This window comes from Gordonia sp. SID5947, from assembly GCF_009862785.1.
GTDB lineage: Bacteria > Actinomycetota > Actinomycetes > Mycobacteriales > Mycobacteriaceae > Gordonia.
The window spans coordinates 4160087-4181497 of sequence record NZ_WWHU01000001.1; the positions used below are offsets into that span (position 1 = coordinate 4160087).

At 68.0% G+C, this 21411-nt stretch carries 20 protein-coding genes; 4 read left to right on the top strand and 16 right to left on the bottom strand.

Features of this window, described 5'->3' with window-relative positions; genetic code table 11:
* Positions 1–17: 17 nt before the first annotated feature.
* The 10 genes from GTV32_RS19010 to GTV32_RS23650 form a co-directional block, all read right to left on the bottom strand.
* Positions 18–1427, bottom strand: a complete 1410-nt coding sequence (locus GTV32_RS19010) for an amidohydrolase family protein (protein WP_161061628.1) — start codon at positions 1425–1427, stop codon at positions 18–20.
* On the bottom strand, positions 1421–2761 hold the full coding sequence (locus GTV32_RS24155; RefSeq protein ID WP_161061629.1) for a CoA transferase: 1341 nt from the start codon (positions 2759–2761) through the stop codon (positions 1421–1423). Before GTV32_RS24155 ends, GTV32_RS19010 begins: the two co-directional genes overlap by 7 nt.
* Positions 2762–2854: 93 nt before the next feature.
* A complete protein-coding gene (locus GTV32_RS19020; protein WP_161061630.1) occupies positions 2855–3559 on the bottom strand; it encodes a type II CAAX endopeptidase family protein in 705 nt (234 codons plus the stop codon).
* On the bottom strand, positions 3556–4644 hold the full coding sequence (locus GTV32_RS19025; protein WP_161061631.1) for an NAD(P)H-binding protein: 1089 nt from the start codon (positions 4642–4644) through the stop codon (positions 3556–3558). Before GTV32_RS19025 ends, GTV32_RS19020 begins: the two co-directional genes overlap by 4 nt.
* 111 nt (positions 4645–4755) lie before the next feature.
* A complete protein-coding gene (locus tag GTV32_RS19030) occupies positions 4756–7140 on the bottom strand; it encodes an ATP-binding cassette domain-containing protein (RefSeq protein ID WP_161062640.1) in 2385 nt (794 codons plus the stop codon).
* 114 nt (positions 7141–7254) lie between these two features.
* Positions 7255–8055, bottom strand: a complete 801-nt coding sequence (locus tag GTV32_RS19035) for a hypothetical protein (RefSeq protein ID WP_161061632.1) — start codon at positions 8053–8055, stop codon at positions 7255–7257.
* 88 nt (positions 8056–8143) lie between these two features.
* Positions 8144–10030, bottom strand: coding sequence for an Hsp70 family protein (locus tag GTV32_RS19040; RefSeq protein WP_161061633.1), 1887 nt, complete (start codon positions 10028–10030; stop codon positions 8144–8146).
* A 76-nt stretch (positions 10031–10106) separates the two neighbouring features.
* Positions 10107–11543, bottom strand: coding sequence for a GTPase (locus tag GTV32_RS19045; RefSeq protein WP_343287392.1), 1437 nt, complete (start codon positions 11541–11543; stop codon positions 10107–10109).
* Positions 11540–13171: a dynamin family protein gene (locus GTV32_RS19050; protein WP_343287458.1), complete on the bottom strand. Its 1632-nt coding sequence runs from the start codon at positions 13169–13171 to the stop codon at positions 11540–11542. The genes GTV32_RS19045 and GTV32_RS19050 overlap by 4 nt, the downstream gene beginning before the upstream one ends.
* Complete coding sequence (locus GTV32_RS23650) at positions 13156–13347, bottom strand: hypothetical protein (protein WP_237421593.1); 192 nt, start codon at positions 13345–13347, stop codon at positions 13156–13158. The genes GTV32_RS19050 and GTV32_RS23650 overlap by 16 nt, the downstream gene beginning before the upstream one ends.
* A gap of 234 nt (positions 13348–13581) precedes the next feature.
* Between GTV32_RS23650 and GTV32_RS19055 the strand changes: the two genes are divergently transcribed.
* Positions 13582–14856: a hypothetical protein gene (locus GTV32_RS19055; RefSeq protein ID WP_161061634.1), complete on the top strand. Its 1275-nt coding sequence runs from the start codon at positions 13582–13584 to the stop codon at positions 14854–14856.
* A gap of 209 nt (positions 14857–15065) precedes the next feature.
* On the opposite strand, the gene GTV32_RS19060 is transcribed toward GTV32_RS19055, so the two are convergent.
* On the bottom strand, positions 15066–15629 hold the full coding sequence (locus GTV32_RS19060; protein ID WP_161062642.1) for a sigma-70 family RNA polymerase sigma factor: 564 nt from the start codon (positions 15627–15629) through the stop codon (positions 15066–15068).
* 19 nt (positions 15630–15648) lie between these two features.
* Entirely contained in the window at positions 15649–16029 is a 381-nt protein-coding gene (locus GTV32_RS19065) for a hypothetical protein (RefSeq protein WP_161061635.1), read from the bottom strand.
* A gap of 139 nt (positions 16030–16168) precedes the next feature.
* Here GTV32_RS19065 and GTV32_RS19070 point away from each other — a divergent pair, with 139 nt between their 5' ends.
* The 3 genes from GTV32_RS19070 (at position 16169) to GTV32_RS19080 (ending at position 18264) form a co-directional block, all read left to right on the top strand.
* Positions 16169–17008, top strand: a complete 840-nt coding sequence (locus tag GTV32_RS19070) for a sulfurtransferase (protein WP_161062643.1) — start codon at positions 16169–16171, stop codon at positions 17006–17008.
* A 125-nt stretch (positions 17009–17133) separates the two neighbouring features.
* The gene (locus tag GTV32_RS19075; RefSeq protein ID WP_161061636.1) at positions 17134–17841 is read left to right on the top strand and encodes a type 1 glutamine amidotransferase domain-containing protein; all 708 of its coding nucleotides are present in this window, start codon (positions 17134–17136) and stop codon (positions 17839–17841) included.
* Entirely contained in the window at positions 17842–18264 is a 423-nt protein-coding gene (locus GTV32_RS19080) for a PPOX class F420-dependent oxidoreductase (protein ID WP_161061637.1), read from the top strand.
* Positions 18265–18288: 24 nt separating this feature from the next.
* Here GTV32_RS19080 and GTV32_RS19085 read toward each other — a convergent pair whose 3' ends face one another.
* From GTV32_RS19085 to GTV32_RS19100, 4 genes are all read right to left on the bottom strand, one after another.
* The gene (locus GTV32_RS19085) at positions 18289–19170 is read right to left on the bottom strand and encodes a siderophore-interacting protein (protein WP_161061638.1); all 882 of its coding nucleotides are present in this window, start codon (positions 19168–19170) and stop codon (positions 18289–18291) included.
* A 31-nt stretch (positions 19171–19201) separates the two neighbouring features.
* Positions 19202–20416, bottom strand: coding sequence for an acyltransferase (locus GTV32_RS19090; protein WP_343287393.1), 1215 nt, complete (start codon positions 20414–20416; stop codon positions 19202–19204).
* A 142-nt stretch (positions 20417–20558) separates the two neighbouring features.
* The gene (locus GTV32_RS19095; RefSeq protein ID WP_161061639.1) at positions 20559–20978 is read right to left on the bottom strand and encodes an SRPBCC domain-containing protein; all 420 of its coding nucleotides are present in this window, start codon (positions 20976–20978) and stop codon (positions 20559–20561) included.
* Positions 20975–21292: a metalloregulator ArsR/SmtB family transcription factor gene (locus GTV32_RS19100; RefSeq protein ID WP_343287459.1), complete on the bottom strand. Its 318-nt coding sequence runs from the start codon at positions 21290–21292 to the stop codon at positions 20975–20977. The genes GTV32_RS19095 and GTV32_RS19100 overlap by 4 nt, the downstream gene beginning before the upstream one ends.
* Between the last annotated feature and the right edge of the window lie 119 nt (positions 21293–21411).

Consider the following 21411-nt stretch of genomic DNA (forward strand, 5'->3'; position numbering starts at 1 on the left):
AGCGGGATGGCGCCCGGTCATCGGCGGTACACGACCGTCCCGCCGACGACGGTGGCGGCCACTTCGACGGCGGACGGTCCGTGCCGGACGTCCTCGGGTGCGCCGCGGACGATCATGAGGTCTGCGACCGCGCCGGGTGTGATGGTACGGGCGGTTGTGGGGTGTTCCGGTGTGCCGCAGAATAATCCGAGCGCGACGGTGGGCGAAACAGTCTCGAGTGGTGCGCGGCCGGAGTGGTCGGTCATGGCGGCTTGGATCGCCGTCCACGGGTCGTAGCCGCCGAAAGGTGCATCTGTGCCGGCCGCGACGTGAACACCCGCGACCAGCAGGCTGCCGAGCCGCCAGAGATCGGGCTGGTCGGCGGCTGGTACCTCGGCCCGATACTGCTCGGCCCGCTCCAGTGGGAAATTCGGCTGGGTGATGACGGGTGTCGAGTGATCGCGCAGCCAGCCGAAACAATCCTCGGGGATGATGGCGCCGTGTTCGATCCGGTCACCGGCCAGTACGCCTGCGTCGTCCAGCGCCGTCATCGTGGCGATGAGTTGGAGGCGGGTGACGCAGTGCACGGCAACGGATTTCCCCGATCGGTGCGCTGTCGCGATGGTGGCGGTCAATGCGGGCAGGGTCGGCAGGTTGTCGTCATCGAGGAGGATCTTTGTGGGGCCGAGGGTGAATCGTTGTGCCGCAACGGAGTCAGGCGAGGCGGGCGGCCGGATGTCGGGGCCGCTCATGCAGTGGATGCGCTGCACGACGTCGCCCGAATACACTGCCGAGGCGAGGTCGTCGACCGATGCCTGCGTGAGGCCGGGGGTGGCCTCGGTGAACCCGGTGACACCGCGCGTGGCCGCACGACGGCTCATCGCCGCGAGGTCCGGCGGCGACGGCGCGACGTCACCGATCCTGGTGCCGAGCCAGGAATCCATCCGCCACAGGCGGCCGGTGGGATGACCTGCGGCGTCGCGTTCCACGCCGGGCATTGTGCAGTCCTCGGCGCCCACGAGCCGGCAGGCCGCGCTGTTGAGCATCCACATGGCGCCGGTGCGGTGCTGAATCCGGACGGGGCGGCCCGGCACGATGGCGTCGAGGACGTCGCGGGTGAGGGGACCGGCCACCGACTCGTGGTAGCCGACTGCTCGCAGCCATTCGCCGTGCGGCACAGTCGTGTCCGCAGAACGTAGGGCGGCTCGGAGATCGCCGGCGGATCGCGTTTCCGGCGGCCCCACCCGGATCGAGTCTGCAGTGGCGGCGAGCGCACGTAGATGGATGTGGTGGTCGTGCAGTCCCGGCATCACCCGGCATCCGGTGGCATCGATGTCCGGTTCACGCGAACCCCGAGGGAGGTGGTTTCCGATCTCGCTGATGCGTCCATCGTCGCAGCGGATGTCGACGACCTCGCCACCGGTGGCGGTGGCGTTGCGGATCAGCACGTGAGGCCCGTCGCCGACGGCGCGACGACGGGCCGGGTCCGCCGGTCACGCGAACATTCGACCACCCAGCCCGCAGAGCCGGTGTGGACGGCATGTGCTCCGGGACAATCGAGTTCGGCAGCGATGAACGAAGCGGCGGTGTCCGTCATCGACAGATCGATCAGGACGCCGCCACCTGCTTCGACTGCCGCGGTGGTCGCGAGTGCCGCCATGATCCCCGAGAGCGGATCGGCGATCGCATCCGCACAGAACACCGGTTGATCGCCGGACCAGCCGACGAGGCCCCCGCCCACCGCGGCGTCGTCACCGAAGTTCACCTGCATGGGCCGGGACCGGCCGCCGCCGGTGATGCTCACCCAGATCTTCCCCGGTCGGTGCGACAGTCGATCAGGTGACAGGCCGAGCCGGTCGAGGGCCCGCGGCCGGGATGCCTCGATGACGATGTCGGCATCATCGATCAAGTGCGCCAGTTGGTCTCGTCCGTCGGCGGAGGTGAAATCGACCGCGCGGGATTCCTGGCCGCGATGCAACCAGTCGAAGAAGTCCGGGTCACCGATCCGGGCGCCGTCGGGGCGACCGGTGCTCTCGACCTTGATGACCCGGGCGCCCGCCCGGCTCAGGACGGCACCACACAGCGGTCCTGCCCAGAGGGATGACAGATCGACAACCGTGGCGCCGTGCAGCGCGAGGCCGGTTGTGGGAGAGGCGATGTCGGTCACCCGGAACGGGAGTGGCGTCCGATCGGCATCGGCGACGGATGGTCCGAGCACCGCGGCGGCGACACCCAGCAGCTGTGCCTGGTCGACGACGGCGGCGGCGGGGGTACGGCCGGCGAACATCTCGAGGTCACGCCATGGATCGTCGGTTCCCCGATCGCCGATGATGGCCGGTACCGATGCCACATCGTCGGGCCGGCACAGTGAGATCGCGATCCATCGGTCCGCCGCGCGGATCAGTCTGGCCATGCCGCCTGCGGAGATCTGACCGTTCCGCCGCAACCCGCGAAGTGCGGCTCGCGCACCGACGACGGCCTCGGGGTGGAGGTGGACGGCGTGGCCGACGATGCCGGTGAGACGGGCGAGTTCGGTCAGCGCGGCGTCGAGGACCGCGTATGCCGTGGCAGGCGAGATGGACGGGGCCGTCGAGGGAAATCCGGTCAGCGCCATGCCCCCACCGGCCGCCCACCGCAGCACGGCGCACTCGGCCGACGGGCGATCACCGCTCTCGTCGGTGCGCTGCGATCTGTACGGCCACCATCTGTCCAGCCATCCCGAGACGACCGCTGACGGCAGGCGCGACCGGGTGGGCCAGCGGTCCTCATATCCGGTCGTCACGCCGATTCTCCTCGTCTGGTGCCTCGAGTGGCAGTCGGCCATCGCTCGCCAGTCTATGGCGCAGGCGCCGCCACCTGGTCGGCCCCGCCGGACTCACCCGAAGATCGGCGGAAGGCAGAACAGGACCACCGCACCCCACACGACGTGGGTGCAGATCGGTGCCAGGACGCCATCGGTGGATCGTCGTAGCACCGCACACGTGGCGCCCAGGATGATCGCGGCGAATCCGAGCATCGGGTTGCCACTGGCGAGGGTGGCGAGGGTGTACAACACCGTCGACACCAGCACCGGATGACGGTTCTGCGCGGCCGAATACACGCCACCACGGAAGAACAGTTCCTCGGCCATTCCGTTTCCGAGCGTGATCACGGTGACCGCGACGATACTTCCGCGGTCACCGAGGTCGAGGACCTGTGTGACGAGGTCCGCGAGTACCGGGATCTCCCGGGTGATCAGCGCCCCGACGACGAAGGCCGCGCCGACGAGCAGTCCGGTGAGGGTGCCGAGCACGGCGGCATCGCCTGCCGACGTCCCGCCGCGGTAGCCGAAACGCCCGAGACGGATGGGGCCCGAGAGAATCCCGCCGACGATCCAGACCGCCGCGAGCGCGATCGTGAGCGGATAAAACGACGCGTCGCCCGGATCGGACGAGAGTGAGACGCCCAGGACCACCGCACCCAGGACGAGGAAGATCGCCACCACTCGCCGTCTCCGGGTCAGGGTGGCCGGATCGTCGAGTCGGGTGGCCGGTGCCGGGGCGGTGAGCCGGCGTCTGAGGTCGTCGAAAGTGGCAGTCATCCTGACAGCAGGGATACCACGCCTCGCACTCGTCGCGCCGTGAAGCCCACCACGGAACCGATCCCGCCGGTGATCGCGCGCCGAATCCGCATCAGGTCGCCGCCGGCCCATCCGGGGTCGGTGTCGGCCAGGTGATGCGGGTCGGCCAGGGCGCACACGGGTCGCGGCGACGTGGTGTGGACCGCTGATTCGATGGCCTCCCGCATCGGCGTCAACCCGTTCGGCGGTTCGGGGACCAGTTCGCGGATGGCGTGTTCGGTCGCGGTCATCGGCTGGCTGAGCGAAGCCACGAGGTCTGCGGTGAGCGAGCTCGGCACCGGCACGACCATTCCGGTCACACGACCGGCGAGGTGAGAGTTCACGAAGGGCACCGGTAGTCGGAGACGCGGTTGCCGGATGGCGCGGATGTACTCCGACAGCACCGACTCGTACCGTGTGCCGACGTCGGGCCCGGCGATGTCGTAGGTACCCGCGGGGAAGGCGGGGTCGATGACCGCGACGAGGTAGTGGATGACGTCGCGGACCGAGATCGGGTCCATCGGATTGTCGACCCAGCTCGGTTGCGGGATCACCGCGAGCCGGTCGGCCACATATCGGATGATCTCGAAGGACGTGGAGCCCGCACCCAGGATCACCGCGGCCCGCAGCCACACCAGATCGGGGCCGTCCGGTAGGTCGAGGGCCGCGCCGACCTCGGCGCGACTGCGCAGGTGCTTGGACAGTTCGTCGTGGTCGCAGTCGGGTACGAAGCCGCCCAGGTAGACGATCCGGCGCACGTCTGCTGCGCGTGCGGCGACCGCGACGTTGTGGGCGGCGCGGGTGTCGGCATCGTCGAAGTCCTGCTGACCGATGCCGTGCACGAGGAAGTAGAGCGCGTCGACGTCGCCCGCGCCGGTCACCGCATCGTGTGCGGATGTGCTGTCGTCGGCGTCCATGGCGATCGCCGTGACCCGGTCATACCAACCGAAACGTCGCAGTGATTCCGGTCGGCGGCTGGTCACCACGACATCGTCACCACGCTCGACGAGCGCGCAGACCAGGCGGGAGCCGACATATCCGGTGGCACCGGTGACCAGCACTCTCATCGGTCGGTCCGGGAGCGGTGGGGTCGGAGCGAAGTCATACCTCGACGCTAGGTGTGACGCGCCGGCCCGTGCCGTTCCGGGGCACGCGGTGCAACGCAATCGGGACGTCGGTCACGGTCGGGTCACGGCGCTCGCCGGCCGCGGTGGAGCCGGCCTCTCCAGCCGCAGCTTCGACGCGGTGACACCGAGCAGGACCGTCGCGGTCAACAGCAGGGCGCTGTAGCCCAGCACGAGCGTCATGATGGAGGGCTCCCACAGCTGTGCGCCCGCGGTCTGCGGGGCCAGCGGAGAGATCGTGTTCAGGTCGACAGATGCCGCCGACACGGCGTACCCCCAATACGACGGGAACAGCCAGGAGAGTTGTTGGAGGCCCGGGGTGGTGAGCCGGAACAGGCCGCCGCAGAACACCAGCTGGGAGATGACGACGATGACCATCGGCGGCATCGTCTGCTCGGTGGAACGAACCGTTGCCGAGATCGTCAGTCCGACCAGCGTGCTGACGCAGGCCAGCGCGGCGACAGCGCAGAACAGTTCGAACGGCGCCGGGCCGATGACGCCGCCGGCCGGCACACCTTTGCCGACGTAGGTGATGGCGACCATCACGAAGGTCTGGATGATCGCCGCGGCACCGAACACGATGACCTTCGCCGACAGATACGCGCCGGGTTGCAGCCCGACGGCACGTTCACGTTCGTAGATGTCGCGTTCGGCGACCAGGTCGCGCACGGTCAGCGCGGTACCCATGAAGGTGGCCCCGACCGTGAGGATCACCAGGACCTGTAGAGCTTCGCCCGCGGTGTCGGGCGCGCGATTGACCGCGAAACCCTCCGAGCCGGGGATGACCAGCGTCAACAGGCCGAGCACGATCGGCATCACCACGAGGAAGACGAGATAGCCGGTGTCGGCCAGGATCAGGCGGATCTGTCTGCGCGCGATGGTGTCGGCCTGCCGGAGCGCGCTGCCCCGTGGTGCTGCCGCGGCCGGGCCGGGCGGTCGTGGCGCCATCGGTGGCGAAGGCTGCCGGGTACGCCGATGACGTTCGTGCGCCGTGTCGGGGTGGGCGGCGACAAACGCGAAGATCTCGGCCCAGTCGTCGGTGCCCATCGCGGAGACCACCTCGGCGGGCGCCCCGACAAACGCGGTCTGGCCGCCGGGCGCGAGGAGCAGGACCTGATCGCACATCGACAGGTAGGTCAGCGAATGCGTGACGACGACGACCACACGTCCGGCGTCGGCAAGACGTCGCAGAGTGGCCATGACCTGCCGGTCGAGTGCGGGGTCCAGGCCGGACGTGGGCTCGTCGAGGATCAGCAGCGACGGACCGGTCAGCAACTCCATCGCCACCGAGGCTCGCTTGCGTTGTCCACCGGAGAGCTTGTCGACCCGGGTGTCCAGATGCTCGAGCAGTTGCAGTTCGCCGAGTACTCCGCCGATCACCGTGTCCCGGTCGTCGGCCGAGAGATCCGGTGGGAGCCGTAGTTCCGCGGCGTACCGCAGGGCCTGTCGCAGCGTGAGCTTGTGGTGCAACACATCTTGCTGGGGCACCATGCCGATCCGGGTGCGCAGGGCGTCGTAGTCGGCATGGACGTCGCGACCCTCGAAGGTCACCTGGCCGCCGGTGGGCATCTGGAGTCCGGCCGCGACCTTCGACACCGTCGATTTGCCCGCGCCGGACGGTCCGATCACCGCCGTCAACGTGCCCGGCGCCGCGCTGAACTCGACGTCGCGCAGCAACTGTTTGTCGCCGTCGACGATCAACCCCACGCCGTGCAGCTGCAGCCCGTCGTCGACGGCGCCGTGCGCACGACCGCGGATCAGCGCGCGTCCCGACACCAGGAAGTCGCTGTTGCCGACGGTCACGGCGTCACCGTCGTGCAGCACCGAACGGTCGACGCGATGCCCGTTGACGTGCGTGCCGTTGATGCTCCCGAGATCCTCGATCCGGATCTCGGTGCCGGTGGTGATGCGTGCGTGCCGTCGAGAGGCGAGCATGTCGTCGACGACGAGGTCGTTGTCGGGGCTCCTCCCGATGGTGCACACGCCGTCACGCAGTGAGAGGACGGCGCCGCCGTCGGCATTCTGGCGCATGGGCCGCAGATGCGGTGCTCCTCGCAGCCGGCGAGGCATCGGCGACGCCACCCCCCACGTCGGGTGCCCGCCGCCGAACGGGTTTCCGTCGCGCTCCGCGGTGGCGAGGCGGTCGTCGGCGAGCGCCACCACCAGGACAGGTCCCCGTCCCGGACTGCCCAGGTGGACCTGGACCACACCGGTGACCGTCAGTTCGGTGACGGGCCGGCCGGCCGCGAACATCGCGGCCTCCGCATCGGCTGCGGTGAGCAACCACGCATGGCCACGCCAGTCGATGTGCAGGTGATGGTCGGCCACCAGCGGATGATCGACCACGATGTCGTTGTCGGCGTGGCGGCCCACGGTGAGGTGCGGCGCGGAGCCGAGGGTATGGAGGTTTCCGTCCACGCAAACGCTGCCGGGGGTCATCACGTTGGTCACGGTCCGTTTCCGTTCTCGCCGAGGAGGTTCGGTGATCGTGGTGAAACGCCGCCGGGGGCGGCGACACGGAGGTCGCCGCCCCCGGCGGGAGGGGAGTCGAGATCAGATCACGTCGGGCATGTCGTGCGCGTCGTCCGAGCCGTGATCGTCGTAGCCGCCGGCATCGGTGTCGGGAACCGACGGTTCGTCCTCGGGCAACGACGGGTCGTCGTCCGGGGCGGCGGAATCGGCGGGACCGCCGTTGATGTGACCCATGGTGTCGGCCTGACCGTCACCGTCGGTGTCGCGGAGCACCGTGTCGGCCTTGCCGTCGTTGTCCACATCGAGGACGGTCGCGTCGAACCCGCCGTCGTGGTCGGTATCGACGAGCTGGACGTCGGGGGTGCCGTCGCCGTCGACGTCGATGGTCGAGCTGGTGACCTGACCGTTCTCCACGACGTCGACCTGGCGGATCTGTCCGTCCGCGTCGACCTTCGCGAGGGTGTCGGCCTTCCCGTCGTCGTCGGAGTCGACCTCGACGATGGTGCTGCCGTCGGCACCGGCGTGGACCAGCGTCTCGAAGGTGCCGTTGCCGTCGGTGTCGGCCTCCACCAGCATGACGTTGCCCTGGTCGTCGAGGTAGGCGTTGACGTCGGTCCCGGATGCGTCGGTGGCGTGCACCACGTCGGGGCGGCCGTCGCCGTCGGTGTCGACCGCCGACTTGACCTCGGCGCCGCCGGTGGGTGCATCGTCGGTGGTCCGATCAGTCGGGTCGGCCGGCTCGGCCGGAGTCGCCGGGGCGGTCGCGGCGCTCGAACCGGCAGCGCTCGAGTTCTCCGGCGCCGACGGATCGTAGGGTGCGTCGGGGCTGATCGAGGGGTTCGCGGGGACGGTCGGGTTGCTGGTCTGCGTGCTGTCGGACATGGGGTCCGCCTTCCTGTGTTCGGTGAACCAAGCTGTTGTGTTGTTGTCGGGGATTGGATGCAGCGATCCGACCGGAATGTTCCCGCCGTCAGGAAATCAATCCGGAACGGGTGAGAAACGTCTTGCCGTCCTCTACGGAACCGAGCCCGAAGACGGTGACCACCAGGTCCGACGCAGTGCTCGCGAAGTCGATGTTGTACGAGTCGGAGACACTCGACGCCAGCTTGATGTCCGCAGCCGAGAGACGGTTGTCGTCCTCGACGAGGGTGCCCTTGCCCTGGCTGTAGGTGCCGTTGCGGATGCCGACGATCTTGGCCTTCGCCTCGCTCTCGTCGACCTCGAACAACATGAAGTACGAGCCGGCGTCGGACCGCTTGAGGTCTGCCAATGCACCGTCGTCGGAGAAGTTGCACTGCATCTTGAGCGCGTCGTTCCGGGAGAATCCGACCTTGATGCAGTTGGTGGTGGCGTCCTTCAGCGGCGCGGGCAGGGTCGACATCAGTTGTGCTTCGTCGGTGACGATCATGCCCCCGTCCTTGCCGACCTCCCCGGTCGCCGCCACGCTGCTCTCCCCGGCCGCGGTCGCGGGATCGGGCGTGCCGTCGTCGCGCGACATCAGCGCGACGGTCCCGGCGCCGATGCCGACGACGGCGACGACCGCCACCGCGATGGCACCGATACGCCCCCATCGCCGCGGAGTGCCTGCGGTCGGGTTCGGGGCGGTGAACTCCGGGGCCACGTGCGGTTGCCGCCCATACGGTTGCCCACCCGCAGGTGTACGGGGGCCCGCTGATTGTCCGGCGGCCGATGGGCCCTGGCCATGCCACGACGGCATGAGGTCGCCCGCACCCGGGACGACCACACCGCGCTCGTTGGTGGCGGGCGCTGCCTCAGCCAGGGCGGTGACCAGTGCACCTTGGGCGACAACCGTTTTCGGGTCGTCGAGGGTGGCGACCGGGCCGAGCTCGCCGAGTCGTTGCTGGACCAGTGGAATCCGCGACGACCCCCCGGTCAGGTACAGCGCGGTGAGTTGTTCCGGATGGGTGATCCCGGCGTCGAGCAATGTCGCCCTGGTGAGCTGCATGGCCTGGTCCACCGCCGGGGCGATGAGTTCGTCGAACTCGTCGCGGGTGATCTGCAGGGTCTGTCGGCCGGTGGGGGCGGGCACGGTGATGGTCGCGGACGGCGCCTCCGACAACAGTTCCTTGGCTCGCCGGATCGAGTCCTGCAGGCTCTGCACCACGTCGAGGGGAGCCTGCCGCCGCAGATAGGTGACCAGGTTCGGGTCGCGGTCCTCGAGTCGCTGTTCGACCCATCGCTGGACGAGGGCGTCGAGGTTCTTGCCGCCCAGCCCGTTGTTGCCGCGTGCGGCCACCACCGAGAACGCGTTCTCGTCGGTGACTGTCAGGACGGCGATGTCCAGTGTGCCGCCGCCGAAGTCGAATACGGCGATCCGGGCGCCGGGTTGCATCGCATGGGAACGCGAATAGTGTGCCGCCGCGGCGCGGGGCTCGGAGATGGTGGTGACGCGCGCGGGATCGATCCCCGCCTGGGCGGCGCCGTCGATGAGCACGCGAATCTGTTGCTGCGCCCACGCCTCCGGATGGGTGATCACCACTTGAGCCGGGGGCAACCCGGCATGGGCGGCCTTGCCCCGCTGCACGATCGCGCCCACCACCGCCGCGACGAGTACGTACGTCGGAAAGGTGTACCCGTTGACGGTGCACATCGGCCCGCCGCCGATCAGCCGCTTCGGTGACGCCACGAACCCGGCCGGATTCTGCTGGGCCCGATCGAGCGCGGCGTCGCCGACCGTGATGTGGTCGGGGGCGCCCACATAGACCGCGGACGGCATGAGATTGCTGGTGTGGGTCAGCGACAGCGTCTCGATCCCGCCACTGGTCGCACCCGAGTGTGCGGCAGCGGAATTGGAGGTGCCGAAGTCGATCGCCAGGGTCCATGCGGTGGGTGACATGTGTGAAGTGTCCTGTGTTCTCTGCGGTGTCGGGTTCTCTGCGGTGTCGGGGTTCGGGGCGGTGTCGGATGGCCGGTCATCTGGTGCTCAACGGCGTGTAGGTGCGTATCAGGGTGACGATCGCGGCATCCTCGGCCGCCGAACTCGTCGCCAGGGACCGTTGCTGCGCCATCGCGAGTCGTCGCTGCGCTTCGGCGGACACCGCGTGTGCGGGAGCCTGGTCGGGTAGTCCGACCCGACCGGCCGGCGACGTGGCGACCAGGATGGTGTGCAGTTCCTCGGTGACCACGGCGCGGGGGTCGGTTCGCAGCATGCGCTGATAATCCTCGAGTACCGACACCAGATGCAGTGCGGGAGAGGACCGCAGGCTCATGGTCAGCGATCGGATGTGGTCGCGCGCGGGATGGGTGAACGCGAGTTGGTCGAGGCGGGCGAGGATGCGGTGGGCGCGATGCAGTACCGCGAACCGCGCAGTTGATTCGTTCAGCACGTGATGCAGTCCGGCGATGCCCGACCGCTCGCTGAGCCATGCGTTGAGTGCGGTCGCCCCACGTGCGGCGATCGCGCGTCCGTTGAGAATTCCGTACTCACCGAGGAGTGCGAGCAGGTGTTCGCGCATCGGCACCGGCAGGATGTTGTCGGCGTCGTCGTTGTCGAAGGCGCGCACCACATCCAGCGGTGCCATGCCCTGCAGCCGCGCCAGCGCGCCGGCCGACTGCTCGGTGAGCATCCCCGTGTGACTGGTCTGAGCCATCAGGCCGGAGATCGGTACCACTGCACTCACCGTGTCGGACAACTGCTCTGCCATCCGTTCGGCGTGACGGGCGGCGTGGGCGAGCGGGTCGACCCGGCCCAGCGCGCCCTCGCCGAACGAGTCCGCCCGCGACAGCACGCCCAGCATGTTGAGCGGCGTGAACGGCAGGCGCGCCAGGAAGTCGATCTCGTCGGATCGGGGTGCGGCGTCGAAGAGGAACACCGCGGCGTCGGCGTCGATCGATGCGGTGCGGGTCTGTTCGAAACCGTCGATCATCACCCGCCGGGTGGCCGAATCGTTGGCCACCGTCAGGGTCGACAGGCCGGGTGTGTCGATGAGCGTCAGCCGGCGTAGCGCCGCCGACGGCAGCCACCTGTCGACGAACGCGATGTCGGGGGTCTCCAATGGCAGCCGGATGGCATGGTCGCGGTGGACCGCGACCGGATGTCGATGGCCGTCCATCCCGACCACCTCGGCCCGCGACGGCGAGCCGTCTTGGTAGACAGTGACCACATTGGTCGCCTCCAAGGCCGCGGTCTCGGCGACCGGCGCACCGATCAACGCGTTCACCAGGGTCGACTTGCCTGCCTTGAGCCGCCCGACGATGACGACCCGTGGCGGCGACCAGAGAATGGTCCCGATCGCGTTCGCGTGCGCGGCGAGATCGCCACCGAGCGCGGCCAATTGGTGCAAACCGCGGTCGAGGGCCACGTGTACGGGATCGGTGTCCGGCCGGATGCCCGGGGTCGGGGCGTTCACCGTGTCGCCCCGGTGACGAGCCGTTCGGCGGCGCTGATGCGCTTGTCGACGATCTCCAGGTTGCTGGTCAGGCGCTTGACCGACTTCTCGCGGGCGGCGGCATCGGCCGTGGCTGCCTTCTGGACCTCGGTGATCGTCTTCTGCAACTCGTCGATGTTGACTCGGAGGTATTCGCGGTATCGGATGATGATCTCCGGGCGGGACTGCGCCACCGCGCTGTCGAGGAGACGGCCGGTGGCGGCCTTGGTGGTGGCGATGGTCTCACGCAGCCAGGTGAGCAGATTGGACTTACCGGTCCGGATCGCGCGAAAGCTCAGGTTGATTCCCACCCATACGGTTCCGACCACGACTCCCACGCCCATCAGTGCCGACAGCCCGAGAAGCCCACCGAGCGTGGATGATCCGACGACCCCCATCGTCAGCAGGGTGGGGTCGAGCAGACCGTGTCGCTTGCTGCCCACCTGATGGGTCTCGATCCTCTTGTCCTGCATCGACGCGACGATCCGCGTGCTCAGTTCTTCCCACACGCTCGGATCGTCGGGGAAGCGGGGCGCGATGATCGTGTCGTGCAAGCGCTGGAGGAACCCTGCCAGCGTCTCGGCCATCGCCCGCTGTAGGTCGGTCTGCATGTCGGCGGTGAACTTCTGTTCGCTGCGCCGCAGCACCTGCATGCCGTGGGTGTTGACGTACTTGGTCCATTTGTCGCGGACGTCGTCGAGACGTCGTTCGAGATCGTCGACGGCAGACTGACGAAGCAGCGTGAGGTCCCGGGCCAGGTACTGCTCCCATTGCCGGGATTGCTCCTGCAGTTCGGTGAGCCGGTCCCGGTCGGCGGTCAGATCCGGCAGCGATGTCGCGCCGGCCTCGACCGCGTCCAGCTCACGGCCGATTCGCCCGCGGATGACGCGGAGGCCCTCCAGACACGTCCGTACGGCGTCGAGGTGTGGCAGGCGCGATGTCTCGTCGAGTCGGCGGGCGAGCTCGGCGCGCAACGTCGCGATCCCGCTCTCGGCTTCCAGCCGATCACGCTGGTCGGTGTCGGCGATGTCGGCGGCCATCACCGCAAGAAGGCTCGACACCCCGACGACGGTGACTCTCCGCTGGAGCTGCTCGGCCAGGATCCGTTCGTTCTCGGCGACGATGTGCCGCCATCGCCGGAGGTTCTTGTCGGTCTTGGTGACCACCACGACAACCGAATCCACCGTCGCGGTCGCCTCCCGCACGAACGTCATCTCGGGTGCGGTCAACGGACTCGACGCGTCGCAGACGAGCACGAGTACGCAGGCCTGTTGGGCGGACCGGGTGGCCAGTTTCGCCAGACCGACGTCGAGGCCGCCCACGCCGGGGGTGTCCACCAGGGTCACGTCGGACATCCGCGCGTCGCGAACCGCGACGGCGGCAGCGGTGGGGAGTTCCTCGACCCGCGGATCGAGTACCTGAGTGCCGCCGGTGGTGACCCACTGGTCGAGTTGATCGGTTGCCACCGGCCGGGTTCCCGACGGGAAGAAGAGCTCCGCGGTGCTGTCGACATCGAGGTCGGGGTCCGGGGTCACGCTGACCGACACCGAGGACGTGACATCCACGCCGACCGGGCACAGGTCACGACGGCCGATCAGTGCGTTGACCAGCGAACTCTTGCCGCGTTGGACTTCCCCACCACCACGACGGTGCGAGTCTGGTCGTCCCGCTCCAGTTTGGTCACGGCAACGTCGGCCAGGGCGTCCATCTGGTAGGCGCGCAGCACCTTGACGGCACCGTCCACCACCTGGGCGGCGGCATCTGCCGGCGCTGCGGTCTCACCCATCTCTGACATTCCCCCGGTTCTCACCACACAGAAATCCAGCCGAAGCATACCGACGCTGGGTGCACCGTTCATTCACATGCTGCACTACCCTGCACTTTTACAACACAATCGTGAAGGCGTTTTCGCGGGAACCTTTCCGGCTGCCGTCGCATCGAATACATGTATAGATCATCGAGCGGCCGGGACCGGGACACGGAGACCCGGTGCGCGCACACGACGAGGGGAACACAGACGATGAGGAATTGGCAGCCGATGGTGCGCTGTGTGGGGGTCGTCGCGGCGATCACGGCGATCGCGGGATGCACCACGCAGGGGCAGGCGACCAGTGAATCCGCCGCCTCCGGTCAGACGTCCGAGCCCTCGGTCGACGTGGCCGCGCTGGACACCGGCAACTATCCGACCGATCCGCGCCCCGCATTCGGGAAGGCCACCCAGGACAACATCCTTCAGGTCGAAGGGCAGCGGATGGCCCAGTTCGTGGTGGTGCCGTTCGAGATCGACGAGGACCTCACCAACGCCAACCTCCCGACGATGGTGATCACCGGCCAGAACAGCCTCGGCCCGGTCTTCCCGGCCGACATCGCGAAGGTGCCTGCGAACAAGAACATGCTCATGGGTTTCGTGGGTACCGCCGCCACTCCCGATGAGAAGCTGCGGACGGGTGCCAAGAGCGTGAGCAACATGGTGCTCCGCTATGCCACCGCAGGCGATGCTGCGGCCGCCGCGCGACAGATGGCCGATGCGACCGCCGCCTCCGACAAGGTCCGAACGACAACGCTTCCCGGACTTCCCGACACTCATGTCGTGCGCACCAACAGCGGCGGCAACAGCCAGATGATGGCCTTCACCGCGCACAACACGTACGTGCTCTACCAGTGGTACGAGACGCCTCCGACTCAGCAGGTCCTGCAGGAGCCGACGATCCGGAAAGCCATCGCCCTGCAGACCGCGCTGATCGACAAGTTCCCCGCCACGCCGACGAAGAACGAGGCCAAGGCGCGCGGGATCACCGGCAGCAGTGCGCCTGTCATAGATCAGAACCACGTGCTGATCTACGCGTTGCCCTACAGCGACGAGGACCTGAAGAAGGGTCAGAACCTCGCCCTTCCCGGCGCCAGTATCCGCGCTGTCTACGGCCCGCGGGGCATGGCGCAGATGAGCGGCGATCCCAAGACCGACTTCACGCTGCTCACCGACGTCGGTTCCACCGCCAACGCGGTGGAGAAGTCGACGGTCTACCGAGCCACCGCCGCCGACGGCGCGAAGAAGATCGTCGACACGTCGTTGGCTTCCAACCGGAGTCAGGGCTGGGCCGACGCCCCCAGTCCGGCCGGGCTGCCGATTGCCAAGTGCCAGAGCAAAACCCTCGAGAGCGGCACGTGGTACCTGTGCTACGTCCAGAAGGGACGCTACGTCGGCACCTACAGCGCGCCCAACCCGAAGGATGTCCAGCAGGCGATCTCGGCGCAGTACGTGATCCTCACCAAGGCCGACCAGAACGCGAACTAGTCGCGTCGATCCTCCGGTGAGCGGAGGCGTGTCAGCGTAGTGGGTTGAGGAGCAGGTGGCCGTCGATCCTGACAGCGCATCGCTGTCAGGATCGACGGGAAGTGCATGGCCCAGGACGCCGACGGTGGGGTGATGGCCGGACGGAACTGACCGACCCTGGCCGGACGCGAATTCGTGAGAGCCACGCCGAACGGACGTTCCCGAGGCGGCTACAGCGCGGTGCTGTTGCCGATCTGATCGCGCAGGATCTCCGTGAGTTGGGTCCTGGCCCGGTTGAGCCGTGATTTGACGGTCTGGACACCGACGCCCTGGTGGGCGGCGATGTCGGCGTAGGTGAGATCGCCGAACTCGCGCAGGACAACTGCCTCGCGGAAGTCGTCGGGGAGCTTGGCGAGCGCGTCACGGACGGCGTCACGCACCGCGATACGTTCGTCGAAGGCCGATCCGCCCTCGTCGTCGGCGAGTTGGATCGGCTGTTCCGGATCGGTGAAGTCGGTGATGTCGGTGTTGGATTTCCGGCGACGCACCACGCTGAGCGCGTTGTTGGCCGCGATGCGATGCACCCAGGTGGAGAAGCGGGCCTCGCCCCGGAACTTGTGCAGGTTCTGCCATGCCGCGACGAGGGTGTTCTGCAGCGCGTCCTCGGCGTCGTGCTGATTCCCGCAGATGTTGAGGCACACGGCCCACACATGGTTGCGGTGGGCGGCGACGAGCTGCGCGAAAGCGTGCTGATCGCCATCGCGCGCCTGCAGGAGCAGCACGGCTTCGTCCATCAACTCCCCCAACCGGAATTCAGATGTCGTGGTGGCCGTCGTGGCCGTGGTCGTCATGTTCGATGCTGCCCAGATCCGGCTGATCGGCCACGTCGTGGTGGCCGGCACCGTCGTCGGCGGCGGTGTCGTCGAGATCTGGTTCGACCACGTGGCCGGTGGCGGAGTCGGTCGTCTCGTGATGCGCCGCGTCGTGATGGTCGACATGCGGATCGTCGACGATGACGACGTCGTCGTCATCGGCAGGCGGCGTGTCGTCCATGTCGGGGACGGTCGCCGGGTCGGCGACCGCATCCGGGTCGAACGCACCCGCAAGTGCGGCTTCCCAGACCCCCGCGGGGGGTTCGGGTGAGGTGGCGGGGTCGATGCCGAGTGAGGCCAGGATCGACGACTCCTCCTGCATGTCATGACCTCCGATCGATGTGTGAGTCCGGGGCCGCCACCAGTCGATGACCGCTCACCGGTTTGATGTTACGGGCCGCCGGATTGTTCCCGGCGTGGTCGTCCGGGTTCGGCGGGCAGGCATGATCGGGGGCATGCCGATGACCCTCGTGTTGATCACCGCCGACGAGCTCCCGGAAGCGATGCTGTCCGACCACCCACCGGTGGTTCTCGACGTGCGATGGCAACTCGCCGACCGCCACGGTCACGATCACTACCGGGAGGGACATATCCCGGGCGCGGTGTTCGTCGACCTCGACGACGAGCTGGCGGCGCCCGCGACGCCCGCGCGGGGGCGGCACCCGTTGCCCGATGTCGCGGATCTGCAAGCGGCTGCGCGTCGATGGGGCATCGACGACGGGTCTTCGGTGGTCGTCTACGACGACACCGGCAACCTCGCCGCGGCCCGCGCGTGGTGGTTGTTGCGCTGGGGTGGGCTGTCGGATGTGCGCATGCTCGACGGCGGGCTCGGTGCCTGGCGGGCGGCGGGGCTCCGGGTGTCGTCGGGAGATGCGACGCCACGATCCGGCACGGTCACGCTGACCGGCGGTCACCTGCCCGTCGTCGACATCGACGGCGTCGCCGCCTCGGCCGCCGCTTCGACTGCCGTGGTGCTCGATGCCCGTGCCGCAGAACGGTATCGGGGTGAGGTCGAACCGGTGGACCCGCGCGCCGGTCACATCCCCGGCGCTGTCAGCGCGCCGACCGCCATGAACGTGGGTCCCGACGGTACGTTCCTGCCCGCCGCCGAACTGCGGGAGCGGTTCTCGGCCTTGGGGATCGGTGATGGGACCGATGTGATCGCCTATTGCGGTTCCGGGGTCAACGCCGCCCACGAGATCGCTGCTCTGGAGATCGCGGGTCTCACCGGCGCGTTGTTTCCCGGCTCGTGGTCGCAGTGGTCGTCGGATCCGGAGCGGCCGGCAGAGACGGGCTCCTGAGCGTTCCGCGGAACGCGGCGACCGTCTCGACGACCGCAGGCATGGATCGACCCGAAGATGGGTACGTTGACGATGAGGTGGAATTGTCACCGAACGGATGTACTCGAACGACTGAGGAGGTCGACATGTCACGCACCGTGTTGTTCGTGATGACCGGATCGAATCACTGGACCCTCGACGACGGGACGAAACACCCGACCGGGTTCTGGGCCGAGGAGGCCGTCGCGCCCCTGGAGATCTTCAAAGACGCAGGGTACGACGTCACCGTCGCGACCCCGGGTGGCGTGCGTCCCCCGGTCGACGAGGGGAGCCTGACCGCCGAGAGCGCGGGCTCCGCAGACGCGGCCGATCATTACCGCAGTGTCGTCGAGAGTGCGGTCGAGTTCCAGAAGCCGATCGCGCTGTCCGATGTGGTGATCGACGACTACGACGCGGTCTTCGTCCCCGGCGGGCACGGCCCGATGGAGGATCTGGCCGTCGACCCGGAGGCCGGGAAGGTCCTCTCCGGCGCCAACGGGGCCGATCGTCCGCTGGCGATCGTCTGCCACGGGCCGGCGGCGTTGCTGGCAGCAACCGACGGAGACGGCAAGAACACCTTTGCCGGCCACACAGTCACGGGCTTCACCAATACGGAGGAGGAGCAGGCCGGCTTGGCGGACAAGGCGCCGTGGTTGCTCCAGGATCGCTTGACCGAGGCGGGACTGAACGTGGTGGCCGAGGAACCGTGGGCCCCGCATATCGAGACCGACCGCAATCTGCTGACCGGACAGAACCCGGCATCGTCGGGGCCGCTCGCGCGAGCCCTCGTCGACCGACTCGGAAAGGCCGACTAGATGTCCCGACCACCTCTCCCCGATGCGGCGAAAGAGCTTCTCGCCAAGGCCAATCCGTGTGTGATGGCGACGCTGCGCTCCGACGGCGCCCCGGTTTCGGCGGCCACCTGGTATCTGCTCGACGGCGAGCGCGTGTTGCTGAGCATGGACAACGGCCGGGTGCGCCTCGAGCATCTGCGGCGAGACCCTCGGGTCACTCTCACGGTTCTCGACGACGAGTCCTGGTATACGCACGTCACGCTGCTGGGACGGGTGGTCGAGTTCCGCGACGACGAGGGCCTCGTCGACATCGACCGCATCTCGCGCCTCTACACGGGCGGCGCCTATCCCGATCGTGAACGGCCCCGCACGACAGCCGTCGTCGAGATCGAACGCTGGCACGGGTGGGGATCGATGAAGGACAACGAGCAGGCCGGCGGCTGAGCCGCCCGGCTGTTCGGGCAGGCGCTACAGGCCGGCTCGTTCGAGCGCTTCGTCGAACTCCTCGGCGGCCGCCTTCTCGCCCTTGCCCTGGGCGATCGCGCGCTGGTAGATGGCGAAGAACTGCTCACCGTGTTCGGCGTAGCGGCGGGCCCACCGTTCGCCTTCGGCGCGCCAGTAGCCGATGATGTCGTAGTTCTCGCGCGGCCATCGGCGCTCTTGCCGGAGGTACTTTCGAGCTACCCGGGACTGCGCGGCCTCTCCGGCGAACCAGCAGTATCCGGCGCCCGGTGGAAGGTCGAGTCGACGGATCGTGTCGCCGAGAACACTGGGGCCGACGCCGTTGCCGCTGCCGACGAGGGGAACGATCTGGGCGTGTGCGGAACCGCCGGCGAGGTACTCGAGGTCATCGTCGGCGACGACCTCCACCACTGCGATCATCGTGGCCGTGCCCTGGTGCTCTTCCAGGATGCGGGCAAGCGCAGGCAGTCCCGCCAGGTCGGACGCGAAGAGCTGCCATGCGGAGCTCGGTGGCGGCCGATACCAGCCGCGGGCGTGTGACATGGCAACCTGATGGCCGGGTTCGGCCTGCTGAGCCCATCGGGTGGCCGGGCCGTGCGAATGAACGACAAAATCGACAGTCATCGAACGGGTCTCGGCGTCGACGGCCCGGACCGAATAGTTGCGGGCCTCGGGGATCGGCGCCACGTCGTGATACGCCCAGACGCCGTCCCGGAGCTGCATCGGCGGGGGAGAGGTCTCGCCCTCACGAGGGAAGTAGATCCCGACTGCGTCGTCCGCAAGTCCCGGTAACCCGAGTTGTCCCAGGTCGGGGACCTCGAATCGGATGCGGCGAAGCCGGGGGTTCAGGTCGGCCGCATCCGTGACGTGTGCAAACGAAAAGCCCATGATCCTCGCCAGCGTACCCAGGTATGAGGTGTCAGGTCCCTGGCGTGGCGACAGCCACGGCAGTGGGCTCGGCCGTCTCGCGGTCCACGGAGTCGGCCGCAGACTTCCGCGGCCGCCGTAGCGGGACACGCGACCGCGCGGTGAGCCACTTGCTGACCGGCGTGCGCAGCAGGATGTCGACCACCACGAGTGACATCGTGAGCACCAGGGCGGTCAGCAGGGTGGTACGGATGGCGGCCGAGTTCGGGAACCACTCGAACAGGGCGTCGATGAAGCCGACGCGGCCGAGGATGTCGAGGATCAACGGGTGTACGGCGAAGACCCCGAAGGCGCGGAACGACGCATACGACACAGTCCGTGACGAGAGCGCACCTCTCGATTCGCGTCGGGCGTTCCAGACAAGCGCGATCATCCAGAGGAGCGTGAGCCCTGCGAGGAACCATGGGAGCGACACAGGATTCCACGGCGTGTTCGCCTGCAGCGGGACATTGCCGGGCGACGTGGCCAGCAGATAGCCGCCGACACTGAAGGCGGTACCGATCCCGCACGCGGAGATCACCGCGACCGCGTGGGAGCGCAGCCATTCGTTCATCGCTTCGTGGTGCACGGCGGCGAGTGCTCCGATCGCGACGAACAGGGCGTACATCGGCAGCGTCTTCCACAGGTTGTCGTAGACGAGCGTCCACGTCGGTCCGCTCGGACGCGGGAGGTACTGGTAGAAGACGAACGAGGCCATCTGGATCACGGCGGCGACGCCGAGCACTCGCCAGGGGCGGTGCGCCGTGCGGTCGAGAACCCAGGAGACCAGGGGGAAGGCCAGATAGATCTGCATGGAGATCAGCAGGAAGTACAGCTGGTACTTGCCCTCGCCGGTGACGACGTCCTGCGCGAGATTGCTGAAGAAGGTGCCGGGACCGGGCCACGGGTTGTCGGCGATGACGACGTGGTCGGTCAGGGAGTACAGGAGTGTCCACACGAGGTACGGACCGACCACCAGGCCGAATCGTCGGCGCCAGAACGCGACCGGCGTCATCGGCTTGCCGCGGGTACTGAGGACCAGGACGAACAACGTCACCGCGACGAAGCCGTAGCGGGTGAGGTGACAGAACGTGCCGACGAGGTTGGCCGAGCGGATGACGTCAGGCGAGGTGTTGATGGCGTTCACGCTGTGTGCGATGACCACGCCGGCGAACAACAGGACACGGACGAAGTCGGCGGTGTGGGCGCGGCCCGCGGACGGTTTCACCCGAGGTGCTGCAGCCTCTGTCTGAACTTTTTGTGTGGTGTCGTCGACGGTCTGCAACCGCACCTCCCCGATCGGATCCCTTCCCCTGCGTCGGGCAGTGTACGGACCGTTCCTGGGAAAACTCTCAGTAGAGGGGTGTTCGTCAGGTTCGGTCCTGCGCGAGTTCGGCGAGACGCGGTAGGACGACGTCGCGCCATCCGGGACCCATCCGGTCGAACGCCGCGGCCATCCGGGTGTCGTCGAGGTCGAAGCCCGAGTGCTCGAGCAGCAGGCGCGTTCCTGTCCCCTCCGGCACCAAAGTCCAGGTGAGCGTCCAGTTCGCGGTGAACGTGTAGACGAACCGGGACGGCGGATCGACCTCGAGGACCCGGCAGGGTTGGAGTCCGAAACCCGGCATGTCGAGGGTGAACTCATGTCCGATCTCGGGCCGGATGTCGCCGGGCGCCCACCAGCGCTCCACGAGTTCGGGTTCGGTGAGGGTGCGCCAGACGGCGTCGGGGCGGGCCGCGACGAACTGGTCGACGCGGATCACCGCGGAGCGGCCAGTGGAATCGGTGGTCATTCGAGGTCCTCTGCGATGTCGGCGATGTCGGACAGTCGGGCACGCCAGAAGCGTTCGAAGGGGTGGAGCCAGTCGCTCAGGTCGGCGAGCGGTGCAGCGGTCAGGTGATAGATCCGGTGGCGTCCGCGGGCCTCGTCGGCGACGAGACCCGCGTCCTTGAGGACCTTCAGGTGTTCGGCGACCGATGAGCGACTCAGGGTGAAGAGAGCGCTGAGGTCGCCGGCGGCCGTGGGTCCGGTGGCGAGCAACTCCAACAACTGGCGGCGGACCGGGTTGGCCAACGCGAGGAAGACGTCGTCGGAGGTGGACACGATGCGGAATGTTATGTCGGAAATATCCGACGCGTCAACTGTGGCGAGGTGAACATTGACTCGGACATGGAGTATCGTAGTAAACTGAGACTGTAAATATCCGAGTAGCTGGGAGCAGGTGC

What these genes read in the sequence shown, in the direction of transcription:
- GTV32_RS19020 (WP_161061630.1), bottom strand. Translation starts at nt 3,559, where the DNA reads ATGACTGCCACTTTCGACGACCTCAGACGCCGGCTCACCGCCCCGGCA.
- GTV32_RS19025 (WP_161061631.1), bottom strand. Translation starts at nt 4,644, where the DNA reads ATGAGAGTGCTGGTCACCGGTGCCACCGGATATGTCGGCTCCCGCCTG.
- GTV32_RS19030 (WP_161062640.1), bottom strand. Translation starts at nt 7,140, where the DNA reads ATGACCCCCGGCAGCGTTTGCGTGGACGGAAACCTCCATACCCTCGGC.
- GTV32_RS19035 (WP_161061632.1), bottom strand. Translation starts at nt 8,055, where the DNA reads ATGTCCGACAGCACGCAGACCAGCAACCCGACCGTCCCCGCGAACCCC.
- GTV32_RS19040 (WP_161061633.1), bottom strand. Translation starts at nt 10,030, where the DNA reads ATGTCACCCACCGCATGGACCCTGGCGATCGACTTCGGCACCTCCAAT.
- GTV32_RS23650 (WP_237421593.1), bottom strand. Translation starts at nt 13,347, where the DNA reads ATGGGTGAGACCGCAGCGCCGGCAGATGCCGCCGCCCAGGTGGTGGAC.
- GTV32_RS19055 (WP_161061634.1), top strand. Translation starts at nt 13,582, where the DNA reads ATGAGGAATTGGCAGCCGATGGTGCGCTGTGTGGGGGTCGTCGCGGCG.
- GTV32_RS19060 (WP_161062642.1), bottom strand. Translation starts at nt 15,629, where the DNA reads ATGGACGAAGCCGTGCTGCTCCTGCAGGCGCGCGATGGCGATCAGCAC.
- GTV32_RS19065 (WP_161061635.1), bottom strand. Translation starts at nt 16,029, where the DNA reads ATGCAGGAGGAGTCGTCGATCCTGGCCTCACTCGGCATCGACCCCGCC.
- GTV32_RS19070 (WP_161062643.1), top strand. Translation starts at nt 16,169, where the DNA reads ATGACCCTCGTGTTGATCACCGCCGACGAGCTCCCGGAAGCGATGCTG.
- GTV32_RS19075 (WP_161061636.1), top strand. Translation starts at nt 17,134, where the DNA reads ATGTCACGCACCGTGTTGTTCGTGATGACCGGATCGAATCACTGGACC.
- GTV32_RS19080 (WP_161061637.1), top strand. Translation starts at nt 17,842, where the DNA reads ATGTCCCGACCACCTCTCCCCGATGCGGCGAAAGAGCTTCTCGCCAAG.
- GTV32_RS19085 (WP_161061638.1), bottom strand. Translation starts at nt 19,170, where the DNA reads ATGGGCTTTTCGTTTGCACACGTCACGGATGCGGCCGACCTGAACCCC.
- GTV32_RS19095 (WP_161061639.1), bottom strand. Translation starts at nt 20,978, where the DNA reads ATGACCACCGATTCCACTGGCCGCTCCGCGGTGATCCGCGTCGACCAG.